This window comes from Rubinisphaera italica (assembly GCF_007859715.1).
Lineage (GTDB): Bacteria > Planctomycetota > Planctomycetia > Planctomycetales > Planctomycetaceae > Rubinisphaera > Rubinisphaera italica.
This window is the reverse complement of sequence record NZ_SJPG01000001.1, coordinates 2,568,996-2,587,087: the sequence shown is the minus strand read 5'-3', so window position 1 is coordinate 2,587,087 and position 18,092 is coordinate 2,568,996. Positions and strand designations below refer to the sequence as shown.

Sequence of the window (18,092 nt, the reverse complement as noted above, 5' to 3'; positions counted from 1 at the left end):
GAGCATACCCTCTCCATGCGGAGTCCACTATTTACCGGAAACTCCAATCTCATTGAAAATTGAGAAACTTTCGTGTTGCCACGACAACACAGCCACTAAGTGACATTATCGCATGTTGATTTCTCGCCCATGTCTAAAATTTTATGATTCCTTGATCCAGTCTTTCACAAAAGCTGTCTACTTTTTCAAAAAATCGATTAAGATTGAAGTGACTCGTACGAATAACTCTATGGAGAGGGCCTGTTGAGACTTTCGACGGATTTCAAATTCACCCCATCCAATCCCACTAAGATTTGCGCTCAGGAGAACAAGATGAATTCACTTCGCACCCCGTTTTTGATGTCCATGTTTGCATTGGCAATGTTCTCAACTTGCCTGGCTCAGCCGGAAGTCACGGCTCCCGATCCTGTCACTACCACTGAAGCGACGCCTGCATCGACTTCCGAAACGATGACTCCCGAAGCATCATCCACGACTCCGACAATGACGGAAACAACTGAAGAAGCCGTGGAGAAAATTAAGGAAACAACCAAAGATGCTATCGATATGGCAAGCAAAAAGACCGAAGAAATTGCTAACCAGGTTGATGAATCAGAACAGGCTCAGGAGTACTCAGCTGGTGTCTTAGAGCCGATTTATAAGATGGCCGAGTTCCTGTCATTTTCCTGGTTTCACTGGCTGGCATTCACGTTTATGGTGAGTGGCGTGGTCAGCTTTGCACTTCAACTGGTTCTGGCCAAGTTGGCTGTCTTGATGCATGGCGGATTCAGCCTTGCTCAAATTCTGACGGATTCTCAAGGACTGATTATCAGCCTCGTCGGCTTGATCCTGACAACTCAGGCGGCTACCGAAAACTCGACCTTCACCAATAGCCCGGCTGCTGTCTTATCGGCAACTGCTGTTGGAGTTGTCGCAGGATTCCTGTTCTATGTCTGGGGGCAATCCGAGGAATTGCAGGCACTGAAAGGCCGCAAGGAAGAAGAACGCATTGAAAAAGCCAAGAAAAAATAATCAATTGTTGATCATGCAAATAAAAAACGGCAGTCATTGGGACTGCCGTTTTTTTGTGTGAAAACAAAATGGTTGCATAGTCTTTCCTTCTCCTTGGGGAGAAGGTGACCGAAGGTCGGTTGAGGTTTTTTTTTTAGACGTTCATACTAAAGTATGACATCGATTTTCCCTCACCCTAACCCTCCCCCAGAGGGAGAGGGGACATTTTCCGGCTCCGATTTAATTAATCGTTTCGTCACCCTTTTTCCAGTTGCATGGGCAGAGTTTATCAGTCTGCAGAGCATCGAGAACTCGCAGAACTTCTTCGACATTTCGACCAACACCCAAATCGTGGACGGCCATGTATCGTAATACGCCGTTAGGATCGATCAGGAAAATGCCGCGGTAAGCAATTCCTTTTTCAGGATGCAGCACACCGTAAGCTCGTGACAGATTGTGATTGGTATCGGCCAGCATCGGGTACTTCAATTTGCCGAGGCCTTCGTGACTGTCACACCAGCCTTTGTGGCTGTAGGCACTGTCGGTGCTGGCGGTCAACAACGCACAATCGCGATCATCGAATTCGCCCAATGCTTCGTTGAATGCGACAATTTCGGTCGGGCAAACAAATGTGAAATCGAGAGGATAGAAGAACAGGCAAACCCATTTCCCCTTCAATCCTGAAAGAGAGACGGTTGAAAATTGACCGTCGGTGTTGTCTTTGTCGCGGTTGTAAGCCTGAAGTTCGAATTCTGGTGCTGGTTGACCGATTTGTGCGGACATGGTTTTCTCCTGAGGTGTTTGTGGTTTCTCTGTACAGTAGTCGATGACATCCGACCCGCCGGTCTTTGTACATCGTGAACGCATCAACGAAAGCTGACCGTGTAACACGGGAGTTGATGCGATTTGAACAAGCATTCCTTTGACAAAGTATAGTCCTGAGCTTGGACCATTCAACCCTCCCGCAACTTCGTCTGGCAATTTCCTCAGTGCCAGCGGTCCGTTACAATGTACGTATTAGAATTCTTTCATTTGAGATTTGGAATTTCAGGCAGGTTACACGTGAGTCAAGATATTACATTGGCATTAGGTGGAGGTGGAGCCCGGGGACTGGCTCACCTGGGGGTGATCGATGCGCTAACAAAAGCAGGTTATCGAATCAAACGTATCGTCGGCGTAAGCATGGGCAGCCTTGTTGGAGCACTGATCGCGAGCGGCAAAGATATTTCTGAGATCCGACGCGATGCTTTGCACTATTTGCTTTCCGAGCGTTTCCAGGTTCATCAGAATACTCTTTTTGGAATTAAAGGTGAGTCTGCTGATGGAGAAACGAGCGGATATTTTGCCTGGTACATGCGAATCCAGCAGTTTTTAAAGGCGAACAGCTTGTTTCGACGCATCATTACACAACCGGGCATGCTGCCGGGGGTTTTACTGGAAGATGTCGTCATAAATTTACTGGAAGACGTCAACATCGAGTCACTACCGATTCCGCTTTCGATTGTCGCGGTCGATTTACTCAGTGGACATCAGGTGGTGATCGAGAATGGTTCGGTACGCGATGCCGTCCGCGGATCGTCTTCATTGCCGGGAATCTTTCCGCCGGTCCCTTTTAACGACTTATTATTGTGCGACACCGGTACATTCTGCTCGCTACCTGCTCGAATCGCTCAATCCTATGGCGATGCACCCGTTATAGCCGTCGAGGTGAATACGGAAATCACTCCCGGCATTCGTCCCTCAACGGCTTTGGAAGTATTGATTCGCGTCGATGAAATTGGCGAGAATTACTGGCGAAAACAAGTCCGGCCGCACGCGTCGGTTGTCATCCGTCCGAATGTTGCCCATGTCCCCTGGTACGATTTTTCAGCTGCTCCGCGATTAATTGAACTTGGCCATCATGCCGCCATCGGGCAAATGGACCAGATTAAGCGAATCATTGGATGAGCAAAATCAGGCTCTTCATCAGGAATCAAAACAACAATTCAAGTCTTGCTATTGGATAATGAGGAACTTCATGCGCTACATCAAATCTCTTACGATCTGCCTGCTAATCTTGAGTTGGTCACAGAATATGACACTGGCCGCTCAATCACCGAATCTGATTGTCATTCTGGTTGATGATCTTGGTTATGGAGATTTATCGGCATACGGAGCAACTGATTTAAAATCACCGCACGTCGATCAGTTCCTGACCGAAGGGATGCGGTTTGATAATTTTTATGCGAACTGTCCGGTCTGTTCGCCAACCCGAGCCGCTTTGCTGACGGGGATGTATCAGGATCGTGTGGGCGTGCCGGGGGTGATTCGGACTCATAGCGAAAACAGCTGGGGTTATCTGGCTCCAGATTGCACAACAATTGCATCCGTCCTTAAAGATTCTGGCTATCACACGGCTATTGTAGGGAAATGGCATCTGGGACTGGAGCAGCCGAATCGTCCGAATGATCGCGGGTTCGATCATTTCCACGGCTATCTCGGCGACATGATGGATGACTATTACGATCACCGCCGCCACGATATCAACTATATGCGGCTGGATAATGAAACGATCGATCCCAAAGGACACGCCACCGATTTGTTTACTCAATGGAGTTGTGAGTATCTTCAACAACGGGCACAAAATAAAGAACAGCCGTTCTTCCTTTATCTGGCTTACAATGCTCCTCACACACCGATTCAACCACCAGAAGAATGGTTCCAAAAAGTAAAAGAGCGCGAACCCGGCATTTCTGATAAACGTGCCAAACTGGTGGCATTGATCGAACATCTCGATGATGGCATCGGCAAGGTTCTCAATTGTCTCGAACAAACTGGGCAAAAAGAAAATACGCTCGTTGTTTTCACATCCGACAATGGTGGGCAGATAGAGGTTGGTGCAAACAACGGCCCTCTCCGCGATGGCAAACAGAGTGTTTACGAAGGTGGTCTGAAAGTTCCCGGCGGAGCAGTCTGGCCAGGAAAGATTCAAGCGGGATCACGCTCAAAACTGCGCGTGATGAGCATGGACATTTTCCCGACACTCCTTGAAGCGGCTGGAATCGAATACGAGAGCAAAGACAAACTCGACAGTAAATCCTTCCTGCCGACATTACTTGGGAAACCCCAGGACAATTTACGCCAGCATCTCTTTTTCACACGTAGAGAAGGGGGGAATCGTTATGGCGGAAAAACAATCGAAGCCGTCATTCGTGGGGATTGGAAATTGCTGCAGAACAGTCCCTTCCAGCCTCTCGAACTCTACAATCTGAAAAACGATCCGCTGGAGCAAAAAGAGATGTCGAAAAAGGCTCCCAAAATCTTCAACGAATTGTCGACTGCCCTCAGACGTCAAATTCAATACTACGGCGAAGTCCCCTGGCAGAAGCCGGGCGAGGTTGATCAGCTTCCCTAGACCATTTTCAAAGGGTATCTGCAGTCGCATGGACACCAAATGTCCTTATGACCCTGTGTTTGCTCATGCTGAACGCTGCATGTAATTTTTGAATCTGCTCTAGTTGAACCAGATCGAATATCCAACGGCTGCCGGATTGCTGAACATTCCAAAAACACGAAAAAGCAACTGCAGGTCCACGTCGGGATCATCTGTAAAATACTTGTCTGGCCATTCGTCAGGAGAACTGTCGTAATCGATTTTTTCAGGTGGATCAGTCAGCATAATTTTGAAGTTCAAACCTTTGCCGTTTTTTTGCATGTCAAATATTCGCGGAAAGGTTTTCTGTCCTTCCAGTAGTCGCTTGAACTCGTCCATCATCGCCAGCCACGCATCAATCATTTCCTCGCGAACGGGGAGTCCTAGCACTCCCTTTTGTGAAGGATTAGGCAGCCATTCCAACTGATCATCTTCTTCCAGTCGGATATGTTTCCAGGTTTCATGGTTGAGTTCCGTCACCGCAATCAGATGCAGGCGAAAACGATTGAAGCGTAAAGGTTCTTTGACATAAATCGCATTATTGACTTCTCTTAGTTTCTTCCACTGCTCCTGCCGCGTCCCTTCATATCTGTGTTCGGGCTTCTCAAACCAATCGTGAGCAGTAATATTGAAAGATTCCTCAGTATCCATCACGAGCATCATATCGAGCATCGACATCACGAGATGACAATACGCCCGTAACCAGGCGACATCTCCGCGGTCGAAGTGCACTTCAAAATCGGGATTTTCTTTCAGAAATTCAAAATCCTGCCTGACGACGGATTTCAGAATCACTCCGAATTCTTCATTGGCTTTCCCATTACCATCCAGGTCCAGATGGATTTTATTCAGATGCAATGGAAGTTGAACATTGTCATCCGTTATTGCAGACAGTGTCTCTTCGACAGACTCAAGATCGTTATAAAAGTCGTCGAGCATTCGACGGAAAGCGGTGTAGGTAATCACTGCAGGATTGGGATTCCTGGGGACAGGTAACCTCAATACTGGTACTCGCGTTGTTTTCACGCCGTAAAATGTTAACGATTGACCAAGTCGTTCGACACCGCGAACCAGGCGGATCACTCCCAGTCCAAAGCGAACCTGATCGTTATCAGGTGCATCGACCAATGCCGCTTCGAGAACAAGCTCTCCATTGGAAAGGTCCCCAGAGAGTAGATATTTTTCGACGAGAGGAGGCTCAACGGCCCAGGCTGAAGAATTGAGAAAGAAAGTGATCGAGAGCGCCATCAGCCATTTCATGATCCATCCCCTGTCAGACTACTGTGTGGATTCCACAACATTAAATTTTACTGCTCGCCAGCTCTTTCGTGAAACTAAATCCCGGCCAGGGCTGGTAGAAACCGATTGCAGCATCTTCGCCAATCCAAACGGAATTTCTTCAGAGAGCCACAAATCAACTCGCTCAATTCGAGATTTCTCAGGGATCGCCTGGGGATCCCACACATTAGCCGCGAGTCGCAAACATCGAAACGCATCGTCTCGAACGGGAATGAAAACGTAACGATCAAAATTTCGATGATAAGTTCGCGATGTAGGAATTCCCCTCAGAAAGACGACCTGATCATTTCTGGTCGTATTCGCTTTGGAGTCCGTCCAATCCAGCAAAAACTGATCTGGATCTTTCCCAGCTAAAACCCTTTGCGTATTGACAGTCAACTCTCGCGACCTCAAAGGCTGATCATTATGATCTCGCTCCACGATAGTCATTTTTCGAGCTGGCTGACCTTCAAATTCTGATGGGCCGGCATCGGCAATGCGCAGTAATGTGCTTTCCCCTGTGATAAACTCGACCCAGTAATCTTTATCAACCTCAGTTGACTGAGGCAAAGTGATTAACCAACTATGGGCTGGTTTTTCGAGCTTCGGAGGGGGATCGGAGTAATCAATCCAGCCTTGAGATGACATTGCATTGAACAACCAGGGTTGTTGCCATGGTGTATTCCACGGCCCCCAGGCAGTGTACATGGAAGGCAGGGTGAGGATCAGCAGGCAAATTGCTATCCATTTTCGTATGGAGCAACATCGCATAGTCTCAGCAATCGCCAGCATCCAGAAAGGTGTCAACCATAGTGTCCACCGCAAAGCGACACTCACGCCACCATAATTGTAATTCTCAGTCCGTTTCCAGTAGAAAGCCAGAATCGCCAGAGTGAGGAGTAAACCAATCAGATGCCAAATACGTTGCCAGCTGATTTTTGAACGAAGCCCTCGAATGAAACCGGGAATTGCCAGTAAGAATATGGGCGTGAGTGAAAAGATGCCGTGATGTCCGACCAGACAGTGAAATAGATATTGTGGTACAGTATCTCGTGCGCGATCAACTCCGCGAGGTTCAGCCCAGTAACTCGGGATTCCCAGATGCTCGTAGACATATTTTTCAGTGCCGTAATACAGATAAAACGGTTTCCAACCGCCAGTCACAATGATGTTGGTTACGAAAAAAGCGATCAGCGGAACCAGCGCAGCGGGCACAAACCACATCCAGGTTCGCTTACAATCCACCTTGCAGAGAACAAGAAAAATCGCAATTCCAAATAAGCCAGCAGGAAGTTCATTACAGCATGTGAAAGCTGCGAAAAAACCAGCATTCATATAAAGCAGGGCGAGTTTGCGGCTTGAAAGCAATTCATGAGTTGCGTGGGCTTTTTGAATTCGTGCGGCAGGATAGATCGCAAAAATGAGAGTCACAACTGCGATCGTGTGATTATTGAGTACGGTCAGATAAGGCAAAAACGGAGTCGCAAAGGCCAGCATTGCAAGTATGATCACTCGAACTTCCGCAGGAAATTCATAGAGCAGCAGGAGTTTCCAGAAGACAAACAAAGCGATCCAGAAGGGAATCAAATTTGCCAGCAATAGAATCAATCGGGAAACCGTTTCCGTTTCCGTGATTAAACTCCAGCCAGTCACTTGATTGATCAGCCGATAGAGACCAGCAAGCATCGTCGGATACAATGGCGGCTTCGTTGAATAAAAATGACCTTCGTGCCTCACTTTATCGATCGAATCCCAACCGGAACGCTGAATAATTTCATCAATCTGGAAAGTCCCCCGAGCAGAAATCGACCAGACAGTACACCAGCGGGAACGATCATTCGCACTTCCCAAGGCTGACGATGATCCCAGACGAGCCAATAATAGTCCCGCATTTAACGCAATCAATATTGCGATGATAAGAATTTCACCCTGCGACGAATTGAGTAGGAATGGACCGTTTTTTGGGGTGATCTTGGATTCAGAGATGCTCATATAGGTGCTGGCTCAGGCGAGAATGGTCGGGTTGGCAGGGGAATCTTGAAGATGATTATATTTTCTCTTAAGAGATCACAGACTAATAAATTTGATGATATCAACTAAACTTATCGAGTATCTCACGCAGATGGAAATGATGCTTCCCCAGTTTTCCACCATAATTTCCTGCAGAGACTTCAGTGACACCTGATAAATCAGCCAGTGTCGCAAGCCCCGCTCGCATCGCCTCTCCCACATGCTCAGCCGACCGGCCATCAATAACGATCTCATAAACCGCCGATGTCTCAGGCAACAGATCTGTTTTGGTGCGAGGTTTTAAAGTCGGGCAGTAAGCATCATTCGTACTGGCTCTGAGAGCCTGATACCGAGAACCCACCTTACTTCCACTACGGACAATACCACCGGGGAAGGGCATAATCACCTGCGGACAATTCCGCATCGCTTGAACAGCTTGCTCTGCAGCCTGCAATGCAGAGAGTTGATTCTCTCCGCCAATCAACAGATTTCCTCCAGCCACTCCGCGAAATGAACCAATTTGTTCTTCGCAGAGAAATTCCCCATCCATAACTGGAATTCGCCAGTAACGACGCTCTCCAATCACTTTGGATGCCTGAAAACCATCTCCAAAGTAGCGAAGTTGTTTCCCCAGATCGATCCGTTTCTCAGCGTCCATCGGCTCATCAACACCGTCGTAAACGGCTGTCGTCGGGCAAGTCAGAACGCATTGTCCAATTCGTTTGACGACGGCTTTGGCCAGTGATTCCAAATTGAATGCGAAAAACATCACCGCAACACCAGGACGTCCGTCGGGAGTTTGTTCAGGAGTCAGATATCTATCGACCCCTGCTTCTGCATCACAGGCAATTACACTTGTGCCATAACCGGTGACTTCGCTTGCAACAATTCTCGTCCAGTTTTCTGTTGCAGCGGTAATTATGACCCTGGTACCGGTGACCGAAAATGCCTCGGCGAACGTGTTCGTGACAAAAGTACCATGCCAACTGATGCGATCCGTCATTTCAAACACTTCCTGGTACCCTGTCAGGGTTCTATTTGGGGCGCTAAAAACTGAAACGCACTCCATCCTCGTGCTGTATAAAATCATTAACCCAATTTATCAGTACGGAAGACGCACTAAACCCTGTTCCAATTGGAAACCGGATTTCCTGTAACATCTTGAACACAACCTCCGGGGTGGCGGAGGCCCCCGGAAGTTCAACGATTCGGGGGCTTCTCTTCGAGAGCGCCCCGCCATCCGCGTTTGATTATTTTCCGGTATTCATCTGGTGATAACCAGTGTTCTAAAAAATCGTTGAAATTCTCCGGTTTTCATTTGGAACGCGGTATAGTGTCCCGTTTCAACTAAATAGTAGGGTGCCAGTGGCACACAACTCGAGGCTTTAATTTAATGGGAACCATTTTCCAGTGCTGCATTCCAGCTTAGATTTCGGTTTAATGATTCATGCATTCGACAAAAGAGCAGGCACTTTCGTCTAATATTGAGATTTTTTAGTCTGCATCTTGAATTGGATCGATCCGCTGGTCTCCAAAAGAAAAACAGAAGTGCGAATCCAAGCGACATCAAGAATAAGACGCATTCAATTATCAGGTTATCTCACACCCATCGCAATTTGTAGTTTACTTGAGTAGTTTTGAGACCGTTTGCCTGCTCAATTTCCAGCCAAACATCTGCCACACAACCATAAAAATAGCACAACAGATGCCCGATTGAGATACGCAGGCCTCAGGATTCCGAAGAATCTTCATCTGGGCGGTACATAATAACCTTATGAATCAACTCAGCAACATTGTTGACATTAAGCTTTTTCATCATGTTGGCACGATGAGCATCGACGGTCTTTACAGCAATCCCGAGGTTTTCAGCAACCTGTCGACTGGTTTGCCCTTCAACAACAAGATCCATCACCTGCTTTTCTCGATTCGATAAACTTTCCAGAAGCTTATGCATTTCTATTTCATTGCGGCAATCGTGATGAACCGAACGACTGAATCTCAATGCATTCTGTACACAGTCTATCAACTCCTGCTCCAAACAATTCTTCTGCAGAAAATGATAAGCTCCCAAACGCATCGACTCGACTGCAACCGGCACATCAGCATGGGCCGTGAGCATGATGACTGGAAAGAAGATTTTTTTCTTCTTTAGCTCCCTTAACAACTCTGTACCAGACATTGTCGGCATTAAAATGTCGATAATAGCACAGCAATCAGTGCGAGGATCTATCGAATTCAGAAACTCTGGTCCCGACGAGAAGGTCTCGACATTCAACTGAACCGATCTTAGAAGAAATGACAGCGATTCCCGCACATCTGTGTTGTCATCAATGATAAACACAGTTTGAGGACTGGAAATCCCTTCGTTCTGTCTAGCATTTGAAGTAGAATTCATTATGGAGATACCGAGAAAAATTTATGAATCACCAGAAATTGATGAATGAGTAGTGGGGAGAAGGGAAGTCAATTCCACTAAACAGAATGAAAATTCTGCATCTCCATGGTATACGATCTTTTACGTGTCGCAAGTTCACATATGAAGTTCTGTCCGCAGTTTTTCTTAATTTGCAGACTTCTCCTTCTAAGCGATGATTCCTTAAACGGATGAAATCCAGCTTCGGATCATCCTGTTTGCATATTCCTGCACGGTTTGATAACTTTGTGTCAGGCAATTATTTTCGTCAAAGACTCACTACTATAAAACATTCCAGAGAGGGTATTTACTGCATGGGTACGAAGAAGACAGGTAAAGGACGTCGAAAAATCGGTCGTAAAAAAAGACGTATGCGCGCGAAAATTCGACATAAGAAGTAGGCTTCTTCGTCGCAGTATCAGCTCGTACAGAGAAACACCGTATTCGACTTTTCTCGATATGCGGTGTTTGTTCGTGCGCTAATGGGGATTGCGCCAATTGCCAGTTGGTTGATTTGGTCTTAAACTTCAACCCAAAGTGCAAGTTCAACGGCTGCATTCAGTGGCAAGGCGTTGCAGCCAATTGCGAACCGAGTATGCAGACCAGCATCTCCAAACAATTTCAATAATAAATCTGAGGCTCCGTTCATGACATAGGGCTGATCCGTAAAATCATCTGTCGATTGTACAAATCCTTCGAGCCTTACAATTTGCTTTACGTTTTCCAAGCCCCCTATCACCTTGTTGATTTGAGCTAAAGCATTCAAGCAGGCGACCTCAGCGGCACTGCGGCCATCATCACGGGTTAAATCGTGTCCAACTTTACCCCGAAAAGCCAACTCTTTGCCTATGGTTGGCAATTGGCCACTCGTCACAACGAGCGAACCCGTTTTTAGAACCGGAGTATAGGAACCAACAGCTTCAGGAGCCGGTGGAAGCGTCAAACCCAGATCAGAGAATTTTTTTTTGATCAATTCATTCATTTTTGAGACAATCTTTACAATGCGGCGTTTAGGTAAAGGAGTTCGTTCCGTTATTTGAAAGCTATTGTAATCTTATCGTGATTTCGCAATAGTAAATTCAGTGATGATGTTCTTAAGATCATGCATTCGCAATCTCTCACGTCTTTTCGTTGAATACCAATGGAATCTACCAATAAGGATCCTGCCATGCTTCGTGGTTTCTTCACCCTGACGTTTGCTCTATTGTTCCTGGGTGTCAGTTTCGTTGAAGCGAAGACATTTACAGGTCGGGTCACAAAGATCTCTGGCAACAATACACGAATTTCAATTCTATCAACAATCGATAAGAGCGAACAAACTTTTGATATTTCTGATCGGAATTTTAAAGTCACGGTCAATCGGCGTCCCGGAAGTGTTACAGATATCATCGTTGGCGATCTGGTCACTGTTTTCACCTCCTCCACTGGGCAGGCTCAACGACTCTATAAAATCGATGCCGCAACTCTTTCTACTGACACATCTGCGGGGTCCTCCAGTTCGAAAACGGAGATGACCAACAATTCAACGGAAAAAACAGCGGAGTCCCAGTGGACTCAATTTCTTGGACCGGATCGTAAGAACCGTTCTCCAGAAACCGGATTGCTGAAATCCTGGCCTCAAAATGGTCCAAAACTTCTATGGACGGCACGGAATCTGGGTGAAGGGTACTCAGCAGTCAGTCTGGGCAACGGCAAAATTTTCACGATGGGAACGCGTGCAGGTCAGGAAGCGATCATCTCATTAGATGCAAATACCGGTCAGGAACTCTGGTCGGTAAGGCAGGGGGAGATCTTTCAGGATGGGCAGGGAAACGGTCCTCGCAGCACTCCCACATTTGATAATGGAACACTCTACACTTTAGGGGCCTCCGGAGACCTGAGTTGTATCTCCGAGCGGGGAAACCTGATGTGGACTGTGAATATTCTGGATCGATTTTCAGCATCCAATATCGTGTGGGGGATTTCAGAATCACCACTGATTGACGGTGATAAAGTCATTGTCACTCCTGGAGGTGACCGAGCGACGATGGTTGCACTCAATAAACGATCGGGAGATGTCTTCTGGCAGGCAGCAATCCCTGGCAATCCAAAAACGGGTTATGCCTCAGCAATCAAAGCAACCATCAATGGCAAGCCCCAATACATCAACTTTTGCCACAACGGTTTGTTTGGAGTCGATGCACAAACCGGACGAGCACTCTGGGGCGATGACAATGCTTCCAATGGCACCGCAAATTGCAGTTCTCCAATCGATCTCGGAAACAAGGTGTTTTATGCTTCTGGATACGGGACAGGGGGGGCTTTGCTTGATTTGGGTGACAACTCTCCGCGTCCCCGATTGGTTTACAAAACCGAAAAAATGAAAAACCATCATGGCGGAATGGTCGAAGTCGATGGTTTCATCTATGGAGCCAACGATAACATTCTGACCTGCCTTAATGCTCAAACCGGAGCCATCACCTGGCAGGATCGCCTCTCTGGAAACGGCAAAGGAGCTATTACTTTTGCGGATGGCAATCTCTATTTTCGCAGTGAAAATGGTCCGATGTATCTGATCGAATGCAATTCACAGGAATTCAAACAAATCAGCCAGTTCGATCAGCCGGAACGCAGTTCCAAAATGGCTTGGGCGCGGCCTGTTGTTGTCGATGGCAAACTCTTCCTGAGAGATCAGGATCTTTTGCTCTGTTATGACCTGACAAAATAAGAGCCAGGCTCCATTGAACCGCGGTACTATTTATCGACGTCGTTTTTTAGGATTCGGTTTTTTCTTAGGAACCGTCTTTTTATTCGGGCGTTTTTTGGCTGAGCTGCGTTTTCTTGGAGATTTCTCTTCAATCACTTTGATGAGCATCATGTCCAGTTCGCGGCGATCGACATCGACATGCGTAATTTTGACGCGTACGGTCATTCCCAATCGAATACGAATGTCTGTCCGTTTGCCGATGAGGCATTTCAAATCGCGATCAAAATAGAACTGGTCGACGTCCGACAATGAGCTGATATGCACCATCCCCTCGGCTGGGACTTCCAGACATTGGCAGAAGATCCCAAATCGCTCCACCCCAGTCACGACGGCATCAAATTCCTGGCCAACAAACTGTTCGATGTATTCCAGTAACTTCAGCTTCGTCAACTCCCGCTCTGCTCGTTCTGCTCGTCGGGACATATCACTGCAGTGGATGCCAACTTTATTCAGAAACTCGGGATTCTCCCCTTTGTATTTTTCTCCGCGAATGAGTAATCGATCGACAATTCGATGGATCGTCAAATCTGGATAGCGACGAATCGGACTGGTGAAATGGCAATACTGCTCAGCCGCCAAAGCATAATGGCCGACTTCTTCAGGAGAGTATTCCGCTTGCTGTAGACTGCGCAGAAAAGCAAAGTGCACAGCCTTCTGTAAAGGCGTGCCAGCAGTTGCATCGAGTAACTCCTGGATATCATGTCGGCTCTGCGATCGCGTTAACGAGAGCCCCAGTGACTCCACAAACTCACTGAACGCCTTCATCTTCTCGGCCGAAGGATCGCCATGCGTCCGTCGTAGAAAACTGACGCCACGGTCATTCAGCGAAGTTGCCACAGCAATATTTGCAGCCAGCATGAACTCTTCAATAATCTGATGACTCTCATCATGATCAGCTTCAAATGCTCCTGTGACTTTTCCATCCGCATCAAACGAGAGCTTGATCTCCGGCATACTCAACTCGAGTGCACCCGAATCGAACCGACGCTTTCGCAGCTTCCGAGCCAGATCCTGCATGTTGAGTAGCAGATCGGTAATTGTCTCACCGTACTGACCACGATATTTCTCTGGATTCTTTAGAAACGCAGAGACATCCTCATAGGCAAAACGCTTCTTAACTTTGATCACAGAATTGGCGAACCGTGTATCAACCGGAATTCCTTCTGCATTGAACTCAATGAAAGCCGACTTCACAAATCGGACTCGATCCTGCTGCAAACTGGCCAGTCCATTCGAGAGGACTTCCGGCAGCATAGGAATCACTTTCGTCGGCAAATACACACTGGTTGCCCGCTTGTAAGCCTCACGATCCAGTGGAGAATTCGGAGTCACAAAGTGAGAGACATCGGCAATATGCACACCCAGATGAAAATGACCGTTGTCAGTTTTCACAAGTGAGATGGCATCATCGAAGTCCCGAGCAGAAATGGGATCAATAGTCACAACCGGATCGAGAGTCAGATCGAGACGTCCTTCGAGATTCTTTTCGTCAAATTGTTCCGTCTGTTGAGTAGCCTGTTCGAGAGCTTCTTCAGAGAATTCCGTCGGTAGACCATACTCGTGAATCACGGTCAGAGTGTCGACGCCAGGCTGATTCCGATCTCCCAGAACTTCGACAAGAACTGCCTCGCCGACATCGTAATGATTCGGAAAGCGAACCATCTCGATCACGACCTTATCATCCGGCCGGACTCCCTTGGCTCCGGGGTCTCCGACCCAGATCGCCTCTTCGTAATTCTTGCCATCGATGAAGACGTAGCCTTGGCCTTCTTCTTCGAAGTAAACGCCCACAAAGCGATTTCGGGCTCGCTTAATCACTTCTGCAATCCGACCACATCGCTGATTGCCCGATTTTCTGCGATTATTCAGCGCGACAGCGACTTCATCGCCCGTTTGTGCATCACCTGTATCACGTTGTTCAATGAAAATATCTTCGGTAATGTCTGATGGTTTAGGCTCATGCAAAATGACATAGCCATTACCGCTGGTCACTTTGCGGAAGATCCCGATCAGCTGATGTGTCCGGTCGACAACATGCAGTAAGCCGGTTTCTCCCTGCTGGACCTTCCCGCCATCGATCAGTTCCTGGATCGTCTGATCGAGTTTATGACGATCCTTCTTCTTAAGTGCCAGTTTTTTAGCAACCGATTTCAGTGTTGAAGGCTGATAATTCGCTCGCGATAAATAGTCGATAACCTGCTGTTTGAGCGATGCCATATTTTTCTTTCGCTGTACATCTGATGGGAATCAGGAATCGGATTCCGAATTTCCTTTAAAGATCTTCCTGTCAATTCGCGGATTGAAGGGGGTCCAACTCGAATTTCGATTGGGATCGGACTCGATCAAAGCTGTAAATTCATTGACTTTTGCATCGATATTATCCAGATGATGCAACACAATCGCTTCCGGCGTCATCGGTAATTTCGGGCTGCCGTACTCATAGGCTCCGTGATGACTGGCAATCATATGCTTGAGTCGCAGTACATTTTCTTCACTGACGGCGACCCCTGTTTCCGCAGCTTCGGCCAGTTTTTCATTCAGGATTTCAATCCCAATGATCAAATGGCCAATCAGCTGCCCTTCGTCTGTGTAGACAAACGTGCCATCGTAGCCGAGTTCTCGAATTTTTCCCAAATCGTGCAGGAATACCCCAGCCAGTAATAAATCTCGATTCACACTCGGATACAGTCCGACAATTCCATCGGCTGCAGCCAGTAGATTCACGATATGTTCCAGCAACCCCCCCAGGTAGGCATGATGAGCTTTGATTCCCGCAGGAGCCTGTTTTAATTGAGCCGAAATCGATTCGTCCGTGAGATAACATTGCATCAAATGACGCAGGGAAGGATCTTCCAGGGTTCCAAGAACTTCCGTCAACTTCTGGAATAACTGATCGACATCCTGATTGGTACCTGCCTGAAATTCAGTAATGTCGACACTCTCTTCGGAAATGACCTCGATTCGCGAAAGAATCATCTGCAAATTGCCGTTATACAGTTGAGCCTTCCCCTTAACGGTGACGTAGTCGCCCACCTGAATATGAGAGACCAGATCTTCATTGATATTCCATAATAACCCATGCAGGGAACCGGTTTTGTCTCGCAAATCGGCCAGCAGATACATGTCTCCATTGCGATTGGCTCGGAGTTGTCGATCTGCCAGAACATAAGTCTCTTCGATGGATTCTCCATCGGCAATTTCATTGATATAACGGCGTGCCATGCCTCAAATTCTTTTCCTGCAAAACGTTGCGACGGTCAGTGAATGCCTCAAGTGTAGAAACCCCATCCACCAGCGACAAGGTTCGCGCAGACTTTCCGTCTGAGTCAGATTAGCTACACTGCTCAAAGAAGAGCATGCGTCCATACCATTAGTTTACAAGCACAAAGCGCAAGCGAGTGTGTCAATGCAACGACATTAGTCGATTTCGTCAGACACAACCTGATCAATACCTGTCAAACAATTTACAGATTCCCAAATAGAAAGCCGTCTCATGCGTTGGTCTCAAAGCCTGATCCCAACAATGAAAGAAGTTCCAGCCGATGCCGAAATCCCCAGTCATCAATTGATGCTGCGGGCCGGCCTCATCCGTCAGCTAATGGCAGGAGCTTACACTTATCTGCCTCTCGGCTGGCGCTCCGTCCAGAAAGCGGCTCAAATTATTCGCGAAGAAATGGAAGCAGCCGGGGCTGTCGAACTGCACATGCCGGCGTTGCAGCCGATTGAACTGTTTGATCGTACCGGGCGCAACGAAGCCTTCGGCTCGGTCCTCGTACGGCTCGATGTCACGCGTGGAGATCGTAAAGTCCACATGGCTTTGGGGCCAACTCATGAGGAAGTGGTTACCGACCTCATTTCTCGGCACATCAACAGCTATCGTCAACTCCCGTTGACACTGTACCAGATCCAGACCAAGTTCCGTAACGAAGAACGCCCACGCTTCGGAGTATTGCGAACGAGCGAATTTCTGATGAAAGATGCCTACAGCTTCGCCTCGACATTGGATCAGCTCAATACTTCTTACGACGCCATGTACGCCGCTTATTGCCGCATTTTCCAGCGTTGTGGTCTGAAATATATTCCGGTTGAAGCCGAAAGTGGACCGATTGGTGGCGACGCCTCTCATGAATTCATGATTCCTGCAGAGAATGGTGAAGATCAGATTGTTTACTGCGAATCCAGCGGATATGCCGCTAATCTGGAGCGTGCAGAAACAGGCCGTAAAACACCCGATCTTTCAGGATCAAACAGTTCCGCAGCACTGGAGAAAGTATACACTCCGAAGGCCGGCAGCATTGAAGCGGTCTGTAAGTTTCTCAAATGCTCTCCGGAGCAGATGATCAAAACGCTGATTTATGTGGCCGACGAGAAACCCGTCACTGTTTTGCTTCGCGGCGATCACGATGCTAACGAAGGAAAGATCCGAAGGGCTTTAGGAGCCAAATCTCTCGAACTGGCCGATGAAAAAACGATTCAATCTGTGACAAATGCTGGCATTGGTTTTGCCGGTCCCGTTGGAATCAAATGTGATGTGATCGCCGATCACGATGTGCCTCTCATTACCGATGCCATCTCGGGAGCCAACGAGACTGATCAGCACTATAAGAACGTCAATCTCGGTCGAGACTATCAGCTCGAAACGACTTACGACCTCCGCGATGCCTGCGAAGGAGATCCATGCCCGAAAAGTGGCGAGCCGATGAAATTCGTCCATGGCATTGAAGTCGGTCACGTGTTCAAGCTCGGCACAAAGTATTCCGAATCACTGGGTGCAGAATTTCTGAATGAACATGAAAAACGCGAACCGATCATCATGGGATGCTACGGCATCGGTGTGAACCGTATTGTGGCTGGTCTCGCCGAAACGTGTCATGACAAAAACGGCTTGCTCTGGCCAATTTCAATTGCCCCATACGAAGTGCTGATCATTCCTCTGAAAACCGATGACGAAGAACTGATGAAAATCGCCGAGAAAATGTATGCCGACCTGAAAGGGCAGGGGGTTGATGTCCTGTTCGACGATCGCCCCGCACGCCCCGGCGTCAAATTCAAAGATGCCGATCTGATCGGTATTCCATTCCGCATCGTCATCGGCGGAAAAGGCCTGCAGGAAGGCATCGCGGAAGTCAAAGCCCGGACAGCCGAAGGTCCTGAAAAGATTCCTCTGGATCAGACTGTCGAATATGTTTCCAAACTGGTGAAAGAAGCGAAGGCTGAACTACTGGCACCTTCTGCGACATGAT

General features: G+C 47.6%; 13 protein-coding genes. 5 read left to right on the top strand and 8 right to left on the bottom strand.

The genetic code is table 11. The features are described from left to right. Window positions 1-312 precede the first annotated feature (312 nt). Window positions 313-1,011, top strand: a complete 699-nt coding sequence (locus Pan54_RS09815; RefSeq protein WP_146503318.1) for a hypothetical protein — start codon at window positions 313-315, stop codon at window positions 1,009-1,011. A 219-nt stretch (window positions 1,012-1,230) separates the two neighbouring features. Here Pan54_RS09815 and Pan54_RS09810 read toward each other — a convergent pair whose 3' ends face one another. Next, window positions 1,231-1,773 carry a peroxiredoxin gene (locus tag Pan54_RS09810; protein ID WP_146503317.1) on the bottom strand — a complete coding sequence of 181 codons (543 nt, stop codon included), beginning with the start codon at window positions 1,771-1,773 and terminating at the stop codon, window positions 1,231-1,233. A gap of 279 nt (window positions 1,774-2,052) precedes the next feature. On the opposite strand from Pan54_RS09810, the gene Pan54_RS09805 reads away from it, so the two are divergent. Continuing rightward, window positions 2,053-2,937, top strand: coding sequence for a patatin-like phospholipase family protein (locus Pan54_RS09805; protein WP_165441693.1), 885 nt, complete (start codon window positions 2,053-2,055; stop codon window positions 2,935-2,937). Between the two features lie 70 nt (window positions 2,938-3,007). Beyond that, window positions 3,008-4,384 carry a sulfatase-like hydrolase/transferase gene (locus tag Pan54_RS09800; RefSeq protein ID WP_146503315.1) on the top strand — a complete coding sequence of 459 codons (1,377 nt, stop codon included), beginning with the start codon at window positions 3,008-3,010 and terminating at the stop codon, window positions 4,382-4,384. A 99-nt stretch (window positions 4,385-4,483) separates the two neighbouring features. Here the strand turns inward: Pan54_RS09800 and Pan54_RS09795 are convergent, their stop codons facing one another. The 5 genes from Pan54_RS09795 to Pan54_RS09775 all read right to left on the bottom strand — a co-directional run bounded on the left by Pan54_RS09795 (window position 4,484) and on the right by Pan54_RS09775 (window position 11,085). Further along, window positions 4,484-5,662: a sulfur carrier protein ThiS gene (locus Pan54_RS09795; protein WP_146503314.1), complete on the bottom strand. Its 1,179-nt coding sequence runs from the start codon at window positions 5,660-5,662 to the stop codon at window positions 4,484-4,486. An 18-nt stretch (window positions 5,663-5,680) separates the two neighbouring features. Beyond that, window positions 5,681-7,672: a hypothetical protein gene (locus Pan54_RS09790; protein ID WP_146503313.1), complete on the bottom strand. Its 1,992-nt coding sequence runs from the start codon at window positions 7,670-7,672 to the stop codon at window positions 5,681-5,683. Window positions 7,673-7,772: 100 nt separating this feature from the next. Next, on the bottom strand, window positions 7,773-8,693 hold the full coding sequence (gene fhcD / locus Pan54_RS09785) for a formylmethanofuran--tetrahydromethanopterin N-formyltransferase (RefSeq protein ID WP_146503312.1): 921 nt from the start codon (window positions 8,691-8,693) through the stop codon (window positions 7,773-7,775). 726 nt (window positions 8,694-9,419) lie between these two features. Beyond that, entirely contained in the window at window positions 9,420-10,085 is a 666-nt protein-coding gene (locus tag Pan54_RS09780; protein ID WP_146503311.1) for a response regulator transcription factor, read from the bottom strand. Window positions 10,086-10,623: 538 nt separating this feature from the next. Beyond that, a complete protein-coding gene (locus tag Pan54_RS09775; RefSeq protein ID WP_146503310.1) occupies window positions 10,624-11,085 on the bottom strand; it encodes a RidA family protein in 462 nt (153 codons plus the stop codon). Between the two features lie 186 nt (window positions 11,086-11,271). On the opposite strand from Pan54_RS09775, the gene Pan54_RS09770 reads away from it, so the two are divergent. Then, entirely contained in the window at window positions 11,272-12,810 is a 1,539-nt protein-coding gene (locus Pan54_RS09770) for a PQQ-binding-like beta-propeller repeat protein (protein WP_146503309.1), read from the top strand. Window positions 12,811-12,840: 30 nt separating this feature from the next. Here the strand turns inward: Pan54_RS09770 and rnr are convergent, their stop codons facing one another. Together rnr and Pan54_RS09760 are read right to left on the bottom strand one after the other, a co-directional pair. After that, complete coding sequence (rnr, locus tag Pan54_RS09765) at window positions 12,841-15,066, bottom strand: ribonuclease R (protein WP_146503308.1); 2,226 nt, start codon at window positions 15,064-15,066, stop codon at window positions 12,841-12,843. Between the two features lie 30 nt (window positions 15,067-15,096). Further along, window positions 15,097-16,071 (bottom strand): 3'-5' exoribonuclease YhaM family protein, encoded by a 975-nt coding sequence (locus Pan54_RS09760; RefSeq protein ID WP_146503307.1) that lies wholly within the window; start codon window positions 16,069-16,071, stop codon window positions 15,097-15,099. Window positions 16,072-16,342: 271 nt separating this feature from the next. Between Pan54_RS09760 and Pan54_RS09755 the strand changes: the two genes are divergently transcribed. Further along, window positions 16,343-18,091, top strand: coding sequence for a proline--tRNA ligase (locus Pan54_RS09755; RefSeq protein ID WP_146503306.1), 1,749 nt, complete (start codon window positions 16,343-16,345; stop codon window positions 18,089-18,091). The last annotated feature ends 1 nt before the right edge of the window (window position 18,092 follow it).